Genomic DNA, 18,519 nt, shown 5'->3' on the forward strand with positions numbered 1-18,519 from the left:
GGCAGTCTCAGATAAGAATTTCATAAGGGAATGAAAGTCATGGGCGCATTAAAAGGGATCACGATTGTTGAAATCGCCGGGATCGGGCCGGGGCCTTTTGCTGCCATGCTGCTGGCCGATCAGGGTGCGCGGGTTATTCGTGTGGACCGTCCCGGTGCGTCTCAAGGGATTGGCAATCCCCGGCATGATATTCTTAATCGTGGGCGACAGTCTGTTGCTCTTGACCTTAAATCCCAAGCCGGACGCAAAGCTTTGCTGCAGATTGTGGCCCAAAGCGATGGCTTGATCGAAGGGTTCCGCCCCGGCGTGATGGAACGTATGGGCCTTGGTCCCGATGATTGCTTGAAGGTGAATCCGCGCCTTGTTTATGGCCGCATGACAGGATGGGGACAAAGCGGACCTTTGGCGCAAAGAGCAGGCCACGATATCAATTATATTGCCTTGAGCGGCGCTTTGGCTGCCATCGGCAATGCAGGGCAAAAGCCGGCCATTCCGTTGAATTTGGTGGGGGATTTTGGCGGCGGGGCGCTTTATTTGGTGTTCGGGATGCTGTGCGCTTTATTATCGGCCCGCACCACAGGGCAGGGGCAAGTGGTGGATGCGGCAATGGTGGACGGTGTGGCCAGCCTGATGAGCATTGTATATCGGCTGGATGCTGACGGTTTGTGGCAAAGCCAGCGGGGCGCGAATTTATTGGACGGTGGCGCGCCTTTTTATGATGTGTATGAAACATCTGACGGGAAATATGTGTCGCTTGGGCCATTGGAGCCACAATTTTTCGCTGATTTCGTCAAGCGGATGGGGCTTCAAGACAATCCGGCCTTTGCGCAGCCTTTCAATATGAAGCAATGGCCGGCCATGCGCGCTGCCATCACGCAACGGATAGCCGAGAAAAGCCGCGATGCGTGGTGTGCGATTTTTGAGGGAAGCGATGCCTGTTTCACACCGGTTCTGGATTATAAGGAAGCGCCGGATCATCCGCATATGATGGCGCGGGAAACATTCATCGAACAAGATGGTCTGCACCAGCCTGCGCCGGCTCCGCGTTTGTCGAAAACACCGGGCAGGGTGCAGGGGCCCCGCCTTTACCCGGAGAGCAAAGCGCAGATATTTTGGCGACATTCGGTTTTTCTGACGCAGAGATTGCTCAATTGATCAATCCGCGAGACAATAAGGAATGAAAATATGGGGAGCGTGAAAGAATGCCGGTGAAATTGGCTCCGATAGCCTGCTTTTCAGCCCTTCTTGTGTTAAGCGCGTGCGCCACACAGCCTGAAGCGCCCGATCGGGGGCGCTCGGCTGGCGTTACGGATATGGATGCCGTCCGACTCAAGCGTCTTGGTAAAAAATTTCAAGAGGCCGGGGAATGGCAAACCTCTATGCAATTTTATAGCCAAGCCGTTCAGGAAGATCCCAAAGATCCGGATATTCATGCCGCGATCGGGCGGAACTTTTTTGAAATGCGCGCACGGGATGCCGCCAGGCAGAGTCTGGAGCGGGCCTTGGCTCTGGATCCGTATCACGATGAAGCCCTCATAACATTGGCCGCGCTTTCTATTGGCGACCATGCCCCGCAAAAAACACTGGAATTGCTTGACCGGTTACACAAAAAAGGTCGGGGAACGGCGCAAAGCTATAATCTGGCCGCCGTTGTCCATGATCTGATGGGGCAACCGCTTATGGCGCGCAAAGCCTATGCGGAAGGTCTGGTTCGCTCCCCTGATAATCCGGATATCATGAGCAATATGGCTTTGTCCCTTGCAATTTCAGGGGAATTTGATGCTGCCAAAGATATTCTCGGCTCGTTGAGCGAACGGGCAAGTGCGGCAAATAAAAATGAAGGGAGGGCGTCCAGCAATGCAGCGCAGGAAAACCTTGCCTTGGTGGTGGCGATGGAGGGCAATGCAGAAGAAGCAGGCCTGATTGCATCGCAAGTGATGTCTGTTGGACAGGTGAAGGTTAATCAGCCATTTTATGATCGGCTGGCTTATTTGGCCCCCCAAGATCGGGCACAGGCGGTGTTTCTTGGTCAATTGCCACAGCAAGAAGACATTGTGGCTGAAGCCATCATAGCCGAAGATACCGAAGAAGAGGCGAAAACAGCCGATCAGGATGCCGCTGTGATGGTTGCAGAGCTTGCCGATGATCTTGGTACGGAGGAAACATCGTCGATTTCTTCCACAAATCTTGAGGACATGGTCACCGCTTCAGACAAGGTCGATCAAGAGCTTGTTGAGCAAGATCGGGCAGGGCCAGAGCAAATGGCCGAAACACCCATTGCTCCCATGCCATCTGTGGCAGATGAAAGCGCGAAAAAAACCACCGATGAAGAGTCTGGCGACGAGCAAATCCCCAGCTATCACCTGCAATTGGGATCTTTTTCCAGCGAGGCACGGCTTCAGCGCGGCTGGGAAAGTGTAAAATCCTTGGAGGCTTTATCCTCTTTCGCCCCGCTTTTCGAGCAGGCCCGATCCAATGGCGGAGAGGATATCTGGCGGCTTTTGGTCGGTCCGGTTTCAGGCTATAGCGCGGGCCGCAATATTTGTGATGCGCTTCAAAAAGCGAAGGCAGCCTGTGTGGTTTTGCCAGAAAAAAGCGATGTAAAAACGCTTGTTTTTGAAGACTGAAAAGACGACCAGTCCCCAATAGATTAAGGTCGCCCTCTTTTGTTGAGAAGCCATGCACCGGCCTTTTGCCCCCAAAGAAACGAAAAATGTTCTTTGGGGGATGGTTTTGTTAGGCCGCGTGAACAGGCTTAATCGATGGGTTCAATCCGGTCTGCAACCAACATATAACCCAACCGGCGTACCGTTCGGATCAGCTGTGGGCGTGTGCCATTTTGTTCCAGCTTGCGCCGTAAGCGGGTCACCTGAATATCCACACTGCGTTCCGTCGTATCCATATCGGTGTGGGTCATGTTCAAGATATGCTTGCGCGACAGCACTTTGTTGGGGTGATCGAGCAGGGCTTGCAAAAGTTTAAATTCTGCATTGGAAAGGGGAATGGCGCGGCCATCCTGATCAAACAGGGTTTCCCGTAAAATATCGACAATCCAATCATCAACTGATCCGCTTTCCACTTACTGTAGGACCGCTGGATGCTTGGCGTCGTGCTCTTAAAGAGGCGCCAACGCGGGCTACGAGCTCTTCCGGTTCAAAGGGCTTGGGAATATAATCATCGGCCCCTTCTTCCAGACCACGCACCCGTTGAGCCGTTTGTGCAAGTCCGCTTAGAACCAGAACGGGAATGCCGTATCGGCTTGTGAATTGGCGCACCAAAATCATGCCATCCAGATCCGGCAATCCCAGATCTACAATGGCCAGATCAAGGGGGATGTCATTGGATTTGTCCAAAGCATCTGCACCGGTTGCAGCACGGTGTATATGGTGGCCTTCTGCCGCAAGGCAGCGCTCCACCAGATCGCCAATTTCTGCATCATCTTCAACGACTAAAATACGTGCGCCGTCAATGGTTTGTGGTTTTTTAGCGAGGTTTATCGCGGTATTCTCCATGAAAATCCCCATCTTCATGTAAAGGTCAACAGATATTCTCTTCTGCACAATCCTGATCTTTGGTTGGATTGATGTGCGAAAAAAGCTCATGAATTAAGTCATCAGGAATGATCGGTTTGTGCAAAAGCGCATGAACACCCCATGATTGGTAGTCACGCACGATACGGGCGTCGATAATGGCACTCATCAACAAGATCGGGATGCTGCGCCCGTCGTCCCTTATTTTTCGGGCCAGTTGGTCCCCTGTCATGCCGGGCATGTTCAGGTCGGTTAAAACCAGTCGAATGTCTGGATTTTTTTCTAAAAGCTCATAGGCTTGAAAGCCGTTTGAAGCGCTCAAAGGGGTGAAGCCTGATTTTAAAAGCATGCGGGCCATCAGTTCCCGCACATCATCGTCATCATCGACAATGAGGATCGTTTCTCCCCGGCCATGGCGTGCATCATTGGCACCGGGGGCCTGTTGTGGACGGCTTTCTCCAGAAGCATCCATATATTGTGGTAAGAAAACTTCAAAGCAGGCCCCTTTGGGTTGCCTGTTTGACGCGGTGATAACGCCACCATGGGCGCGAACAATACCGTGGACAACGGATAAGCCGAGCCCGGTATTGTTTCCTGAATTTTTTGTGGTGAAAAAAGGCTCAAAGATGAGATCGATATTCGATTGTTCGATGCCCGGCCCGGTATCGCCGACCAATAGGCGCACATGGGCCGTTCCATCCAGATCATGATCCTGCTTGATATTGGACCAGTCACCGCCCTGATCTGTTTCAATCAGAAGTGTACCACCTTCGGGCATGGCCTGGGCCGCATTCCAGCATAAATTCATCAAGATCTGACCAATTGCCGTTTTATTGCATGCAATAACGGCATCGCCACAGCCGGGCTTCCATACGACCTTGATGGATTCAGAGAGGCTTCCTTCCAAAAGGTCGAGATTGGAAGCGATCAGCGTGTCAAAATGCTCAGGTTGTTTTGGTGCATCAATACGCTGGCCGAAGGTCAGGATCTGCCGCACCATATCACGGGCTTTCTCCATGCCACTGATCACCCGCATGATATCGTTTTTAGGCTGGCTTCCTTCAGGCAAGTCCGCCTTGGCAAGATGCGCATATCCCAAAACAGGGGTCAGGAGATTATTGAAATCATGCGCGATACCGCCTGCGATTCGGCCAAGCGTTTCCAGCCGCCGAGAACGCTCGAGCCGTTCGGCCTGGGCTTTCTGTTCTTGCTGATTGCGGACGCGATCGGTGACATCGCGGTGCACACTGACCACCCGATCTATCTTGCCTGCCTGATCCAGAACGGGCATGGCCAAACATTCCATATGGATGAAACCGCCATTTTCTTCACCCAGTTGGTAGGCGCCTTCATAGCGCCCATATTGAGCCACTTGTTGTGCAATATCTTGCAAAAGATCGCGTGCTTTTTTTGATTCCGGGGTTTCGGAACCAAGGCCCAGAATGCGGTTGGCGCTGGCATTATATTTCACCACTTCACCGGCGCAATCGGTGACGATCACCCCTTCCCACATATGCTCGATAATGAGATTCTGGCGGTGGATCTCCATTTTCGCACGATGGCGCTCGGTGATGTCGCGGTGAATACCGATCCGACCTATATGTTTGCCATTCTCATCATAGAAGGGTTGGACTATGCAGTCGGCAATCACAATGTGCCCGTCTTTATGACGCAGGCTCAATTCGCCATACCAGCTTTGGCCTGAACGCAATGTCTCTGCGGCGATGCGGGCGGCCTCCTCTTGATCGCCAATAGGTCGAATGATTTCAAGAAAAGGCTTCCCTTTCACTTCATCAAAGGAATACCCAAAGATTTTTGCGGTCGCAGGATTGCAATCCAACACGCGCCCGGCATGATCTGCGACCACAACGGAATCCGTTAATTGGGCGATAACCCGGTCTTGTCGGTCCAGCCGATGCCGGTCTTTGGCATGGTGCGTTGCATCATGATAAAGCCCGATATAGCCAACATGATTGGCAGAGCGGTCGCGCCGGGGCATCAAAGTCCCGTGGATGGTCTTTTGGTCACCATTCCGAAGGGGCAGGATCAATTCAAATTCATAACGCCCCAATGTGCTGATCGCATGCTCCATATCCTCGATAAAGTGCTCATAGGAAATATGCGCCGTCATATCATGGGGTGGGAGATAATGAGGCTTTTTCTCTTCAAGGATTACGCCAAACAGCTTGAGATAAGCGGGATTTTTAAAAATGATGCGGTATTGAAGGTCAGTGAGAACCACCGCATCTGCCAAATGTCGAATGATGGTACTGTCTTGATTGCTGCGTTCGGCGTTTCTTTTGGTCGATGTGATATTGGTGCAAACAAAAACGAAAGCCCCATCATCTGCGCGCCGCCGGTCGATTGCGATGATCTGTTTACTGGGGAGCTGGATTTCAACCCGAGAATTGCGCAGGGCACTCAGCTCGATCTTGAGTTCCGATGCAATGCTGGCCGGGTCGGCCGATCCATAAAGCCCGCGCCGGCAATCAAAAGCCACAAATGCGTCGATAGATGTTCCCGGTTTACATAAGGAAGCCGGATATTCCATGAGATCCCGGAATCGCCTGTTCGCCCATAAAAAACGCAGGGAGCCATCGAAAATACACATGCCATGGCTTACCAGTTCAAAATAATTGGTAAGCTGTTCACTTGTCGCGCGAAGCGACATATCCGAATGCACAGGGCGTGTAAGCTCGCAATCGGGAACCACTCTATAAATTCCAGTACCTTAAACAAAGCTGTTGATAATTAACACGAAAGAAGCATGAAATTGCAACCTCAAGATATGATGGCGCCGAAACCATATCAGAAATTTTAAAAAATTGTGAAGGGTAGATTAACGGAAAAAATTACCTAGCGCCATCCTGTTAAGGGCTTTCTCAAAATGCTTGGGAACAGGGGCGATCACATCAATCTCGCCTTTATTTGCGTAAAGAGGCAACCGGATTCTGCGGGAATGAAGGTGAAGATGAGACTCGTCTTGATCGCGATCGGCATATTTGGGCTCGCCAAGAATTGGGCAACCAAGGGCCGCCAAATGCACACGTATTTGGTGTGTCCTACCCGTGAGAGGAGACATTTCCAATAAGTATCGTCCATCCTGTCCGCCCAGCACACGATATTCGGTAATGGATGGCTTTCCCGCTTCATCCACCTGCATACGCCACCCTTTCGCTTTACTGCTTACCTTCAAAAGCGGCAGGTCAATGCGGCCTTCGGTTTGCTCGGGACGGTTTTTCGTAATGGCAAGATAGGTTTTTTGCGCCTGCCCCTGGCTGAAAATACGGCCCAAACGGCGCAAGGCTTTGGGATGACGGCCCAAAACAAGACAGCCGCTGGTATCGGCATCCAAACGATGCGCCAAGGCAGGGAGGCGAGGCAGGCCAAAGCGGATTTGGTCGAAATAATCCTCCAGACACTCCTTCCCGGAGGGCCCGACATGAACGGGAATGCCCGCAGGCTTGTTGAGCACGATAATAAGTGGGTCATGAAAAAGGACAAGCGGAGCGAGATCAAGCATTATATTGGTCATTCTTCGGTAAAAAATAAGGCAAAAGCCGACAATCTGACACCGACCAAATCAAATGGTCGTGGCAGGTGGTACAAGCAGCTTCGCCGATGTCCCCTGTTTTAATCACAGATAGGACGGATAGCACCCAAGAATTTCCGACAGCACTATGGTGCGCCCCGGAAAGACACTCCGCATAGAAATTATCGCTCTTTTTGGAAAGAGGGGGGCCGTTTGGTCGGTCATCCCCAACAAGATGGTAAACACCACTTTTTGAGGGAGGGCAATACCAGTCGTTGAACGTATTTGGTTGGGGGCTATTTTAATAAATCAGCGAGAGGATACCAAGAACGCTCCCTATGAGGCCGAAAAAAAAGATAATTGGCGGACGGGGTGGGATTCGAACCCACGAAGGGCTTGCACCCTTGCCGGTTTTCAAGACCGGTGCATTCAACCACTCTGCCACCCATCCGCAAGACGCCCTGACTAACCCAATGTTGTGAACTTGCCAAGACCAACATTATGTTTTCGCGCCAAGACTTGTCGGGAAATGCCAACAAGCTTGCGATCCCCCTATGCAATGTGGACACTGCCGTAAAAGCGCCGCATCCATTGCGCAGGAACGAAGATCGCCACGCCATATGGCGTAAAATGATAAGAGAGGAAAGCCCCAATATGAGAATTTTTGCCAGCATCGCCGCATTTTTGGTGTTCGCTTCCGCAAATCTTGGCGCATGGGCGCAATCCGAGACAGAAGCCATGGCCGAAAAGCCGTCCGTCCCGGTATTTGCAGAATGGTTGGAAGGCGTTCGCCTTGAAGCGCGTGAGCGCGGCATTTCCCAGGCGACCATTGATGCAGCGTTGAGCGATATTCATCCCAATGAACGGGTGGTGGAGTTGGACCGCAAACAGCCCGAATTCACCCAGACCTTCGAGCAATATCTGGAAAAGCGCGTCTCTGATATCCGCATCAAACGCGGTCGTGAAATGATGGTAAAGCACCGGGACAGTTTGCGTAAGGTGGCTGAAAAATATGGTGTCCAACCGCGCTTCATCGCTGCGATTTGGGGGCTTGAAACCAATTATGGTGCCTATACCGGCGGCATGAATGTGGTACAATCCTTGGCGACCCTTGCCTATGACCAAAGGCGGGCCGCTTTTTTCAGAAAGCAGCTTTTTGCGGCCTTGACGATCATCGATGAAGGCCATATCGCCGCCGCCGATATGATGGGATCATGGGCCGGAGCCATGGGGCAAAGCCAGTTCATGCCCACCAGTTTCAATGCCTATGCGCAGGATTTCGATGGAGATGGACGGCGTGATATCTGGACCACCGAAGCCGATGTCTTTGCCTCTATCGCCTATTATCTTGCGTCCCATGGATGGCGCGGAGACATGACATGGGGGCGGGCGGTTCTTATCCCTGCCGGTATGTCACCCACCGAAGGGGATCTGGCGCAGACAACGCCGCCGAAATCCTGCGGCCGGGCCTTAAAGGCGCATAGCAAATCTCTGGGGCTGGCCGACTGGCAGAAGCTGGGTGTGCGCCGCCTTAATGGCGAAGCGCTTCCCGAAGCTCCCTTTGCCGCATCAATGGTACAACCGGGTAGTACAGAAGGACGCGCTTATCTCACCTATAAGAATTATCGAGCGATCTTGAGTTATAATTGCTCAAATCTATATGCTATGGCTGTTGGCCATCTTGCCGATGCCTTAAAAAGCGCTGAATAAGCTATGCGGGGTGGGGGAGTGATGCGTGTTTTAAAGCTGGCAATGCCCTTGATTCTGGCGCTTGCTGTGGCGGCATGTGGGGGTGGTCCGCGGGTCTATACTCCCTCCAGCCCGCCGCCGCCCACTGGCACCCAAAAAGTAGGCAAACCCTATCAGGTGGCGGGGATCTGGTACTATCCCGCCCATGACCATGATTATGATGAAGTGGGGACTGCCTCTTGGTACGGACCCAAATTTCATGGGCGCCCCACGGCCAATGGCGAAGTGTTTGATATGAACAAGGTGAGTGCGGCCCATCCCACCTTGCCTTTGCCAAGCCATGTACGCGTGACAAATTTGAATAATGGGCGTGCCATTACCGTACGCATCAATGATAGAGGCCCCTTTGCACGGGGGCGCATTCTGGATCTGTCACGCCGGGCGGCCCAGCTTTTGGGATTTGAAAAGCAAGGAACCGCAAAGGTGCGCGTGCAATTGGTGCGCAGTGATGGCAGCATTGCCGATGCAAGGAGCGCGCCCACCATTCAACCGCGCCAGATTGCCAGCAATGAACAAGTCCTTGGCCCGCTTTTTGTACAGATTGGCTCTTTTGCCGATGTGAACAATGCCCGAAAACTGCGCCAGCAGCTTTCTGATATCGGTAAGATTTCCATTGAAACGGCTGACACCCATGAAGGAGTGGTTTACCGTGTACGTATAGGGCCTTTTAAATCCGAACGGGATGCCAGACAGGTGCTTGACCGCGTGTTCAAGCGCGGTTTTTATGGGGCCCGCATCTTCACAGACCGGCTTGGCTGAAACAGAAACTCTTTCGCCGGAATACCTTTGTAACGTCCAACATGAAAAAGCGCTTTCAAATGATTGTTATAAAAAGACTTGCCGCCTTTGTTCTTTTGCTTCTTCCGCTGACAGTTGCAGCGCAGGGGATTGATACGGCGGCGCGCCATGCCGTTTTGCTGGAAGTGGAAACCGGCGATATCCTGTTCGAGAAAGAGGCCAATGCGCCATTCCCGCCCGCATCTATGGCAAAAATGATGACGGTTTATCTGGCGTTTGAACAGATCAAGGAAGGGGCATTGTCGCTGGACGATACCACAAGGGTGAGCGACGAGGCGTGGCGGCGTTGGGCCGGTAGTGAAGGCTCTTTGATGTTTCTGAGTGCCGGGGAAGAGGTGAGCGTTTCTCAGTTGCTGCACGGAATCATCGTGTCTTCGGGGAATGATGCCTGCACCGTTTTGGCCGAAATGATGTCGGGCACCGAAGATGCCTTTGCTCTTTGGATGACGGAAAAGGCCGCTGAACTGGGGATGACCAATTCCAAATTCCAGAATGCTTCGGGGTGGCCGGCACCGGATCAATATACCACGGCCCATGATCTGGCTGTGCTGGCGGAACAGACAGTTCGGAACTTTCCCGAGCTTTACAGCCTTTATTCCGAGAAAAGTTTTACCCATGGGACAGATTTCCGGAATGGCAAGCCCATCACCCAATCGAACCGCAATCCGCTTTTATATCGGATGGATGGGGCTGATGGCTTGAAGACCGGCCATACCGAAGCGGCCGGTTTTGGCCTTACTGGGTCTGCCATTCGCGATGGCCGCCGCTTGATTGTGGTGGTGGCGGGGCTGGGCAGCATGTCGGCCCGGGCGCGGGAAAGCCAATCCTTGTTGGAATATGGGTTTCGGGCATTTGATACCTATGGCCTGTTCAAGGGCAATGATGTGATCGGTGAGGCGGATGTATGGCTTGGCGCCCAAGGCAAAGTGCCGTTGGTGGTGGAATCACCGTTGAAGCTGACCCTGTCGCGGCGTGACCGGACCGGACTGAAAATGACCCTGAGCTATGATGCGCCCATCCCTGCGCCCATTGTAAAAGGGCAACCGGTGGCCAGCATCGTAATCACGGCACCCGGTTTGGAAGATCGCCGCATTCCCGTGGTAGCCGGAGCAGATGTGGTGCAAATTGGCGGCTTTGGTAAAATCGGGGCCGCATTGAGCTATCTTCTCTTTGGGTCTGCGGGGCAATAATGGCCGCCTTTATGATCATGGCCAGATGGACGATGTTCACATGACCCATGCCCATGGCTTGTTCATTTCGCTTGAGGGCGGCGAGGGGGTTGGAAAATCGACACAAAGCCGAATCCTTGCGGATCGTTTGCGTGCATTGGGGCATGAGGTCATTCTCACCCGCGAACCGGGCGGCGCACCGGGGGCGGAAGATATTCGCCGCTTGCTGGTAACGGGGGAGCCGGGCCGGTGGCATCCCATGAGCGAAACGCTGCTGCATGTGGCTGCCCGTGTGGAGCATGTGGCGAAAACCGTGCGTCCCGCCCTTGATCGTGGCGCTGTGGTGATCACCGACCGTTATGTGGACAGCACCCGCGTTTATCAGGGGATATTGCAAGGCATTGGCGGGCCGGTGGTGGATGAACTGCACCGCATTGCTCTTGCGGATTTGATGCCGGATCTTACCCTTGTGCTGGATCTTCCCAGTACACAAGGACTGGCCCGCGCCAATCGCCGTTTGGGGGATGAGGATCGCTATGAGCGCATGGGCGATGCCTTTCATGCCCGCTTGCGCGATGCCTTTGTTGCCCTTGCGCGAACCCATCATAAGCGCTGCCGTTTAATCGATGCCAGTGGAACCGAGGAACAGGTGGCGCAAGCGATCTGGCCCCATATACAGACATTGGTGAGCACACGATAATGGCTCCTCGACAAACCGCCGTTCCGGACCATGATCCATTGGACCCGCGCCATGCAGAACATCTGGTGGGCCATGAACAGGCGGAGCGCGCCTTTCTTGACGCCTTCGCCTCCAGGCGGATGCATCATGCGTGGCTTATTACCGGGCCTAAAGGTGTGGGAAAAGCCACATTGGCGTGGCGCATTGCCCGTTATCTTTTGCGCGAAAGCCAAAAACAGGCAGGGCAGGCGCAGCAACAGGCCATGGGCCCGTCCCTGTTTGGCGATGACGAGCCAATCAAAGAAGGCCAGGAACCAGCCCAATCCCTTGAAATGGCGGCAGATGATCCGTTGTTTCAACGCATTGCCAAAGGCGGGCACGGCAATCTCATGTGCATTGAGCGCGGCTGGGATGAGCGCAAAAAGCAATGGCGCGGCGATATCCTTGTGGATGATGTGCGCAAGGTGCAGGCCTTTTTTGGCAGAACCGCTTCCGAAGACGGGTGGCGGGTGTGTATCGTCGATAGCGCGGATGAACTTAATCGCAATGCTGCCAATGCCTTATTGAAGATACTTGAAGAACCACCGGAAAAGGGATTGCTGTTGCTTGTGGCCCATGCACCGGGTCGGCTTTTGCCCACAATCCGGTCGCGGTGCCGCAAGGTGGCGCTGCAACCTTTGCCCGATACGGGGGTCGAGGCTGTGTTGCAAAAGGCCTTTCCGGATATGGATCCGTCAGACTCTCTGGCATTGGCCCGGCTGGCTCAGGGAGCGCCGGGGCGGGCTGTAAGCCTTGCCCAGGGAAAAGGTCTTGCCCATTATCGTGATCTGGTGGCCTTGCTGAAAACCATGCCGGGGATTTCCATCCCCGATGCCTATAAATTTGCAGGCCGTTTTGCCCTGAAATCTGCAGATGCCGATTATAAAACCGTAACGGCTTTGCTTTTGATGTGGGTCGAAACAATGGTGCGCGCGGCGGGCATTGGGGAAACGGCTTTGGAAATCGTTGAAGGAGAGGCGGCCATAAGGCAACGCTTTATCTCTGCACTTGGCCTTGATCGTTGGGTAGAGCTGTGGGAAAAGATGGGCCGCCTGATTATGCGAGCGGATGCGGTGCATCTGGATCGCAAACAAGTTTTGATTTCTCTTTTGATGATGCTGGATGATGCTGCGCAAGGGCGATTCTCTGCGTAACACCCATTCGGATCGAGACAAGGGTCCGCCATGCCGGAGCGCAAAAGTTATTATATCACCACGCCGATTTATTATGTGAATGACGTCCCGCATATCGGTCATGCTTATACAACACTGGCCTGCGATGTGCTGGCGCGGTTTAAACGGCTGGACGGTTATGATGTGATGTTCCTGACCGGAACCGATGAACATGGCCAGAAAGTGGAAAAATCCGCCGCCGCTGCAGGGGTGGACCCCCAAAGCTTTTGTGACCGGGTGTCCGGGCGGTTTCGCGAACTTGCCGCCAGCATGCATTTTTCCAATGACCAGTTCATCCGCACAACGGAAAGCCGCCATATCCAGTCGGCACAAGCCCTATGGCAGCGCATCAAGGCCAATGGCCATATCTATAAAGGCGCTTATAGCGGTTGGTATTCTGTGCGTGATGAAGCGTTTTATGCGGAATCCGAACTGGTTGATGGCCCCGATGGGCAAAAATGTGCGCCAAGCGGTGCGCCGGTGGAATGGCTTGAAGAGCCAAGCTATTTCTTTCGCTTGTCCGAATGGCAAGAGCCGCTGTTGCAATTCTATGAAGACAATCCGCATTTCGTGCTGCCCAAAAGCCGCATGAATGAAGTGGTGAGCTTTGTCAAAGGCGGCCTTCGGGATTTGTCTATTTCGCGCACAAGCTTTAATTGGGGGGTTCCGGTGCCGGATGATCCCGATCACATCATGTATGTGTGGATCGATGCCCTGACCAATTATATCACCGCCTTGGGATTTCCCGATACGGAAAGAGCCGATTATCAACGCTTCTGGCCCGCTGATGTGCATATGGTGGGCAAAGATATTTTGCGCTTTCATGCGGTTTACTGGCCGGCATTCTTGATGGCCGCAGGGCTGGAGCCGCCAAAACGGGTATTTGCCCATGGCTGGTGGACCAATGAAGGCCAGAAAATTTCCAAATCCGTGGGCAATGTGATCGATCCGTTTGCCCTGGTTGAGGATTTCGGGCTGGATGCGGTACGCTATTTCCTGATGCGGGAAGTGCCATTCGGCAATGATGGCGATTTTTCCCGCGAAGGATTCATCAATCGCTGCAATGCGGATCTTGCCAATGATTTTGGCAATCTGGCGCAGCGCTGCTTGTCGATGATCGCCAAAAACTGCGATGGGAAGGTGCCAACACCCGCGGTGCTTGCCGATCAGGATGTGATGTTGTTGAGCGATATCAACGCCGTTCTGAATGAAGTGCGGGTGCATCTGGACGATCAAGCCATTCATCAAGCGCTTGAGGCCATCTGGCGGCAGATTTCCCGTGCCAATGGTTATGTGGCTGCTGAACAGCCTTGGGCATTGAAGAAAACCGACCCCGAACGGATGGCGACCGTCCTTTATGTCGCCGCCGAAGCGGTGCGGAATCTGGCGATTTTGGCGCAGGCGGTGATGCCGGACAGTATGGAAAAACTGTTGGATCAGCTTGGCATAGACTCTCGGGATCGCGGTTTCGATCAATTGGGAGAACGGGGCCGGCTGAAGCCGGGCATGCCTTTGCCCAGCCTTCGGGGGTGTTCCCACGCTTGGCTGAAAAAGAGGCAGTGTGATGCTTGTAGATAGCCATTGTCACTTGAATTACGAGGGGTTGAAGCACGATGTTGATGCCGTGGTTGAGCGTGCGCGGCGGGCAGGCGTCGGTACATTTCTCAGCATTAACACCAAGTTGCGGGAATATGAAGAAATCACGGCGCTGGTAGAGCGCTTCCCCGATGTGTTTGGCACCGTGGGCATCCATCCCCATGAAGCAGAGAATGAAACCGGTATTGGCGCGCAAAGCCTGATCGAGCGGACGCACCATCCCAAGATCGTCGGGATTGGCGAAACCGGACTTGATTATTTTTATGATAATGCCCCACGGGATCTGCAAAAAACCAGTTTTCTGGAACATATCGCTGCCGCGCGTGAAACCGGATTGCCGCTGATTGTGCATACCCGCGATGCGGAAGCCGATACCTATGAGATCATGACGCAGGAGCTTGAAAAAGGCCCCTTTAAAGCGGTGATCCATTGTTTTACCGGCAGCCAGCCCTTTATGAAACAGATGGTGGATCTGGGATTTTATATTTCTCTGTCGGGTATTGTGACCTTCAAAAAGGCAGCGGATCTTCAAGAGACGGCAAAACTGGTCCCCGATGACCGGCTGCTGGTGGAAACGGATTCGCCGTTCCTTGCCCCTGTGCCTTATCGCGGCAAAACCTGCGAGCCTGCATTTGTGGAGAAAACAGCGCGGTTCGTAGCCGATTTGCGCGACGTTGATTTTGACCGGCTGGCCACACAAACCACCGATAATTTTTTCCGTTTGTTTTCCAAGGCAGAGCGTCCGCAAGGGGGAGGGGCCGTTTAAGCCATGCGCATCACCATCCTTGGCTGCGGCACCTCTACCGGTGTTCCCCGATTGCCCAATGATTGGGGGACATGCGACCCGGAAAATCCGAAAAACCGCCGAAGTCGCGCCTCCATATTGGTCGAGCACGGTGAGACGACGCTGCTGGTGGATTGCGGCCCCGATATGCGAACGCAATTGCTGGCGGCGGATGTGCAGCATCTGGATGGGGTTCTGATCACCCATGACCATGCGGATCACACCCATGGCATAGACGATTTACGTGGCTATTATATGGAGCGTAAATCGGAAATCCCTGTCTATGCCCCCGCCGAGGCGTTGAAAAGGCTGCGTCATCGCTTTGATTATATTTTCAAATCCCGCCACGGCTATCCATCCATTTGCAGCGGCCATGAAATCACAGGTCCGGTGACCATAGGCGACATCACCGCTATTCCTTTCTGGCAGGAACATGGGCCGATCTATTCTTTAGGGTTTCGCTTTGGGGATATTGCCTATTCCACCGATGTGAATGCGTTCCCGCCGGAAAGTTTCGAGGTGTTGGCAGGGGTGAAAGTCTGGATCGTTGATGCCTTGCGCCATAGACCGCACCGCACACATTCGCATTTGGAAAAAACCCTTGGCTGGATCGAACAGATCAAGCCCGACCGCGCTATTCTCACCCATTTGAGCAATGACATGGATTATGCGCAGCTGCGAAATGCCCTGCCTGATGGGGTCGAGCCCGCTTATGACGGCCTTGTTCTGGATATTGTCTAAGAACACATATATTTTAGAAAATATATATAAAACAAATGACTATAGAAATAGTGGTGCATTTTTAGTGGGGCATGTTAGTGCCTGCCTCTTTTTTTGCCATCGCTTTGGGCTTTCAAAGCCGTGAAGACTTTCCTACATCTTGATGATGCCCAATGATCCATGGAGACAAGAGCACCTTCCCAAAAGCCGCCACATGTCAGGTGGGCGCAGCAAGCCTCGTAAGGGCAAGATGACGCTGCAATTGGCTTTTTGGCTGTTTGGTATCGCATTTTTGCTGTTTGCATTACGCTGGCTTTTTCCCGGTGTGTCGATCAATAGCACCGGTGAGGTGTTGGCTGTTGCAACTCTGGTGACCATCGGCGGTCTGATTGTCCTTTCTTTGCGCCTGCATTATCGGGATTTTTTCCGCAATGTGGCCATCTGGTCAGGGATTGTTTTGGTATTGGCCATGGCTTATGCGTTTCGCCATGAAATCGGCATGGTTGCGGATCGGGTGGCGGGGGTCGCCACAAGCGAGCGCGGTTATAGTGCTGGCGATGCCATGGTGTTTGAGCGTGATCGGAACGGCCATTTTCTGGTCCGTGCCGATATTTCAGGTAGAGAAATCACCTTTTTGGTCGATACCGGGGCAAGCAATGTGGTGCTATCGCCAAAGGATGCGCAAAAGCTGGGCATCAATCCGCGCCGGGAACAGTTTTTTGAACGGTATTACACGGCCAATGGGGTGGTGATGGGCGCACCGGTTATTCTGCCCAAAATCTCTATCGGCGACCATATTCACATCGAAAATGTGCGCGCCAGCGTAACGGAAGGGGATTTGCACATGTCCTTATTGGGCATGTCGTTTCTTAATCGTTTGGGCGGCTTTGAAATTACGGGGGAGCGCCTGACGCTCCGCCCGTAGCAGTTTCAAACATCATTGCTTATCGGCTGAGATGCAGATTGGCCAAGTCATTGCCGATCGTACGGAAGGCCGACTGCAATTCCGCATTGTTGGGGGCCAAAAAGGCATTGGCCGGGCGGGAAGCGCAGTCCCGGTAAATGCCGCGTAAGCGTGTGGAATTGCTATTCGTGCTTGTAGCGACTGTGCCGAAGATGACCGTATAGACTTCGACCCGGTCTCGGCCATTTTTACCACCAGCTTTCATCGCATGGCAGATTTTTTCCATGCGTTTGTCGAATTCACGAGCGGCCGTGTTACGATTTGTGGTGCCCAAACGCCTTTCGGATAAACGGCCATAGGCCGTATAAGCACCTGGGCCTATTTCGTTGGTTCCATCGGTCATCATGATCAGAGCTTTGATGGTTTCCGGATCGTTATAAGGCACAGCATTGGGGAAGGGGGGATCGGGGTCCAACATCCGCCAGCCCCATATCAGGCCCTGATTGCCAATTGTGTAGCGTTTTGTCGTCAATTGCGTATCGATATAATTTTCAAGCGTTGACCGTGTTCCGGTAAAAGGAAGGACGCGGGATGGGCAGTCTTTATTGGGCCCACTAAACGTCCCATTGGGTAAGCCAAGTGGATCCCCGTCCGTTCCTCTACCATCGCGATAATCATCGTCATCATCTACATAAGGGATGTTAGCAGGAGCTTTGAAGCCGGGATTGCTTGGATCCATATCCGGCCCAAAGGGCAGTTGCCGATACCTATTTTGCTCCCAACCTGGCGGATTACGCCCCGAATCCCAATGAGGATAGATATAAGGCTTCCACTTTCCGCCAATTTCTACCGGAGCCAGATTGGAATCATAGGCATCGGCTTCCAGAACGGTTTTGTCATTGCTTAAAATTCCGGGGGTGGGGCGGGCCTGCACACAACCGCCCCAGCGGCGCCGCCAATCGGGATGGGTGCGTAATTCTTCGGGAAGATATGACCAATCGATAAAATCATCACCCAGATCCCCTACATTTACAGCTTGTGCATAAGGTACAATGGCGATGGACAGTTTCGAGCTTAATGTTTCCACGCCAAACAAGATATCCACCAAATCCCGGCTGGCTTGGCGCAGAGCACCAATTTTCCCACCACTAGCCATGGAGCCGGTAACATCCAGCACCATGGTAAGCTGAAGGCCAAGATTCTCGCGGGTCACTTCAGAGCTGGTGGCCACTTCGAACTCGTCAATGCCCACAAGTTTCATGAACAAGGTGGGGAGGGAGGCTGAAGCGGACACGCGCAAACGTTCCGGCTCGCCTTGTATCCGGATCGGTTCGATCTTGAGTTCGCCGATCTCGGCACCCATCAATCCTTGCGGCAGATTGGCATCGAAATAGGCCTGAACATCCGCATCACGTGTCGGCAGATTAAAGGCCCGCCCGCCTGCCAAGCAGCCGCATCCAGTGCTGTGCTTAATTGCGAACGAAGCACGAAACCCCGGGCAATATCGGTGGCTCCCCCAACGGAAACAACCAGGGGGATCAGCGATACCGCAACCCAAGTGAGCATGGACCCGGATTTGTTTTTGACAAAAGGGGCTCGGGCCGGTTTTTGCCGTGAAAGCCCCGTCAGACTGCTTGTGTTCAAGAAGCGTTGCTTGAAGAGGCCGCCTATATTTTTCCACACTGCCACGATCACGCTCCAGGTTAAGCCAATATCCCAGAGTGACCCTGACAGCAGTTCTTAAAAACTACGTTAAGAGGAACATCAGAATTTATAAGAAATTTAAGCATTCAGAAAGACAATATTAGAGACTCTGTGGAACTGTTGGATCCTATTTACTGAAATAG

General features: G+C 53.1%; 16 protein-coding genes, 1 tRNA gene and 1 pseudogene. 11 read left to right on the forward strand and 7 right to left on the reverse strand.

What is annotated here, in order from left to right; genetic code table 11:
* Positions 1-39 precede the first annotated feature (39 nt).
* Together JCM17844_RS01810 and JCM17844_RS01815 are read left to right on the forward strand one after the other, a co-directional pair.
* Positions 40-1,155: a CaiB/BaiF CoA transferase family protein gene (locus JCM17844_RS01810; RefSeq protein ID WP_235898870.1), complete on the forward strand. Its 1,116-nt coding sequence runs from the start codon at positions 40-42 to the stop codon at positions 1,153-1,155.
* Positions 1,156-1,202: 47 nt separating this feature from the next.
* Positions 1,203-2,627, forward strand: coding sequence for an SPOR domain-containing protein (locus JCM17844_RS01815; protein ID WP_149999377.1), 1,425 nt, complete (start codon positions 1,203-1,205; stop codon positions 2,625-2,627).
* 128 nt (positions 2,628-2,755) lie between these two features.
* Here JCM17844_RS01815 and JCM17844_RS01820 read toward each other — a convergent pair whose 3' ends face one another.
* From JCM17844_RS01820 to JCM17844_RS01840, 5 genes are all read right to left on the reverse strand, one after another.
* Positions 2,756-3,079 carry a winged helix-turn-helix domain-containing protein gene (locus JCM17844_RS01820; protein WP_149999378.1) on the reverse strand — a complete coding sequence of 108 codons (324 nt, stop codon included), beginning with the start codon at positions 3,077-3,079 and terminating at the stop codon, positions 2,756-2,758.
* A complete protein-coding gene (locus JCM17844_RS01825) occupies positions 3,060-3,512 on the reverse strand; it encodes a response regulator transcription factor (RefSeq protein ID WP_210431156.1) in 453 nt (150 codons plus the stop codon). Before JCM17844_RS01825 ends, JCM17844_RS01820 begins: the two co-directional genes overlap by 20 nt.
* 25 nt (positions 3,513-3,537) lie before the next feature.
* Entirely contained in the window at positions 3,538-6,201 is a 2,664-nt protein-coding gene (locus tag JCM17844_RS01830) for a PAS domain S-box protein (RefSeq protein ID WP_149999380.1), read from the reverse strand.
* Positions 6,202-6,369: 168 nt separating this feature from the next.
* Complete coding sequence (locus JCM17844_RS01835) at positions 6,370-7,053, reverse strand: RluA family pseudouridine synthase (protein WP_210431157.1); 684 nt, start codon at positions 7,051-7,053, stop codon at positions 6,370-6,372.
* A gap of 370 nt (positions 7,054-7,423) precedes the next feature.
* A tRNA-Ser gene (locus JCM17844_RS01840) sits at positions 7,424-7,513 on the reverse strand.
* Between the two features lie 203 nt (positions 7,514-7,716).
* On the opposite strand from JCM17844_RS01840, the gene JCM17844_RS01845 reads away from it, so the two are divergent.
* From JCM17844_RS01845 to JCM17844_RS01885, 9 genes and pseudogenes are all read left to right on the forward strand, one after another.
* On the forward strand, positions 7,717-8,772 hold the full coding sequence (locus JCM17844_RS01845; protein WP_210431158.1) for a lytic murein transglycosylase: 1,056 nt from the start codon (positions 7,717-7,719) through the stop codon (positions 8,770-8,772).
* Between the two features lie 21 nt (positions 8,773-8,793).
* Positions 8,794-9,570 carry a septal ring lytic transglycosylase RlpA family protein gene (locus JCM17844_RS01850; protein ID WP_210431159.1) on the forward strand — a complete coding sequence of 259 codons (777 nt, stop codon included), beginning with the start codon at positions 8,794-8,796 and terminating at the stop codon, positions 9,568-9,570.
* 59 nt (positions 9,571-9,629) lie between these two features.
* Entirely contained in the window at positions 9,630-10,799 is a 1,170-nt protein-coding gene (locus JCM17844_RS01855) for a D-alanyl-D-alanine carboxypeptidase family protein (protein WP_149999384.1), read from the forward strand.
* Between the two features lie 25 nt (positions 10,800-10,824).
* A complete protein-coding gene (gene tmk, locus JCM17844_RS01860; RefSeq protein ID WP_210431160.1) occupies positions 10,825-11,478 on the forward strand; it encodes a dTMP kinase in 654 nt (217 codons plus the stop codon).
* A complete protein-coding gene (locus tag JCM17844_RS01865; RefSeq protein WP_149999385.1) occupies positions 11,478-12,650 on the forward strand; it encodes a DNA polymerase III subunit delta' in 1,173 nt (390 codons plus the stop codon). Before tmk ends, JCM17844_RS01865 begins: the two co-directional genes overlap by 1 nt.
* A gap of 30 nt (positions 12,651-12,680) precedes the next feature.
* Positions 12,681-14,233, forward strand: a pseudogene (metG, locus tag JCM17844_RS01870) (methionine--tRNA ligase).
* The gene (locus tag JCM17844_RS01875) at positions 14,233-15,030 is read left to right on the forward strand and encodes a TatD family hydrolase (RefSeq protein WP_149999579.1); all 798 of its coding nucleotides are present in this window, start codon (positions 14,233-14,235) and stop codon (positions 15,028-15,030) included. The pseudogene metG and the gene JCM17844_RS01875 overlap by 1 nt, the downstream one beginning before the upstream one ends.
* A gap of 3 nt (positions 15,031-15,033) precedes the next feature.
* A complete protein-coding gene (locus JCM17844_RS01880) occupies positions 15,034-15,789 on the forward strand; it encodes an MBL fold metallo-hydrolase (protein ID WP_149999386.1) in 756 nt (251 codons plus the stop codon).
* A gap of 229 nt (positions 15,790-16,018) precedes the next feature.
* Entirely contained in the window at positions 16,019-16,693 is a 675-nt protein-coding gene (locus JCM17844_RS01885; RefSeq protein WP_210431163.1) for a retropepsin-like aspartic protease family protein, read from the forward strand.
* Between the two features lie 19 nt (positions 16,694-16,712).
* Here the strand turns inward: JCM17844_RS01885 and JCM17844_RS01890 are convergent, their stop codons facing one another.
* Positions 16,713-18,119, reverse strand: coding sequence for a hypothetical protein (locus JCM17844_RS01890; RefSeq protein ID WP_210431164.1), 1,407 nt, complete (start codon positions 18,117-18,119; stop codon positions 16,713-16,715).
* A complete protein-coding gene (locus tag JCM17844_RS17050) occupies positions 18,035-18,238 on the reverse strand; it encodes a Tad domain-containing protein (protein ID WP_371864737.1) in 204 nt (67 codons plus the stop codon). The genes JCM17844_RS01890 and JCM17844_RS17050 overlap by 85 nt, the downstream gene beginning before the upstream one ends.
* Positions 18,239-18,519 lie beyond the last annotated feature (281 nt).

This window comes from Iodidimonas gelatinilytica (genome assembly GCF_008579125.1).
Classification (GTDB): domain Bacteria; phylum Pseudomonadota; class Alphaproteobacteria; order Sphingomonadales; family Rhodothalassiaceae; genus Iodidimonas; species Iodidimonas muriae.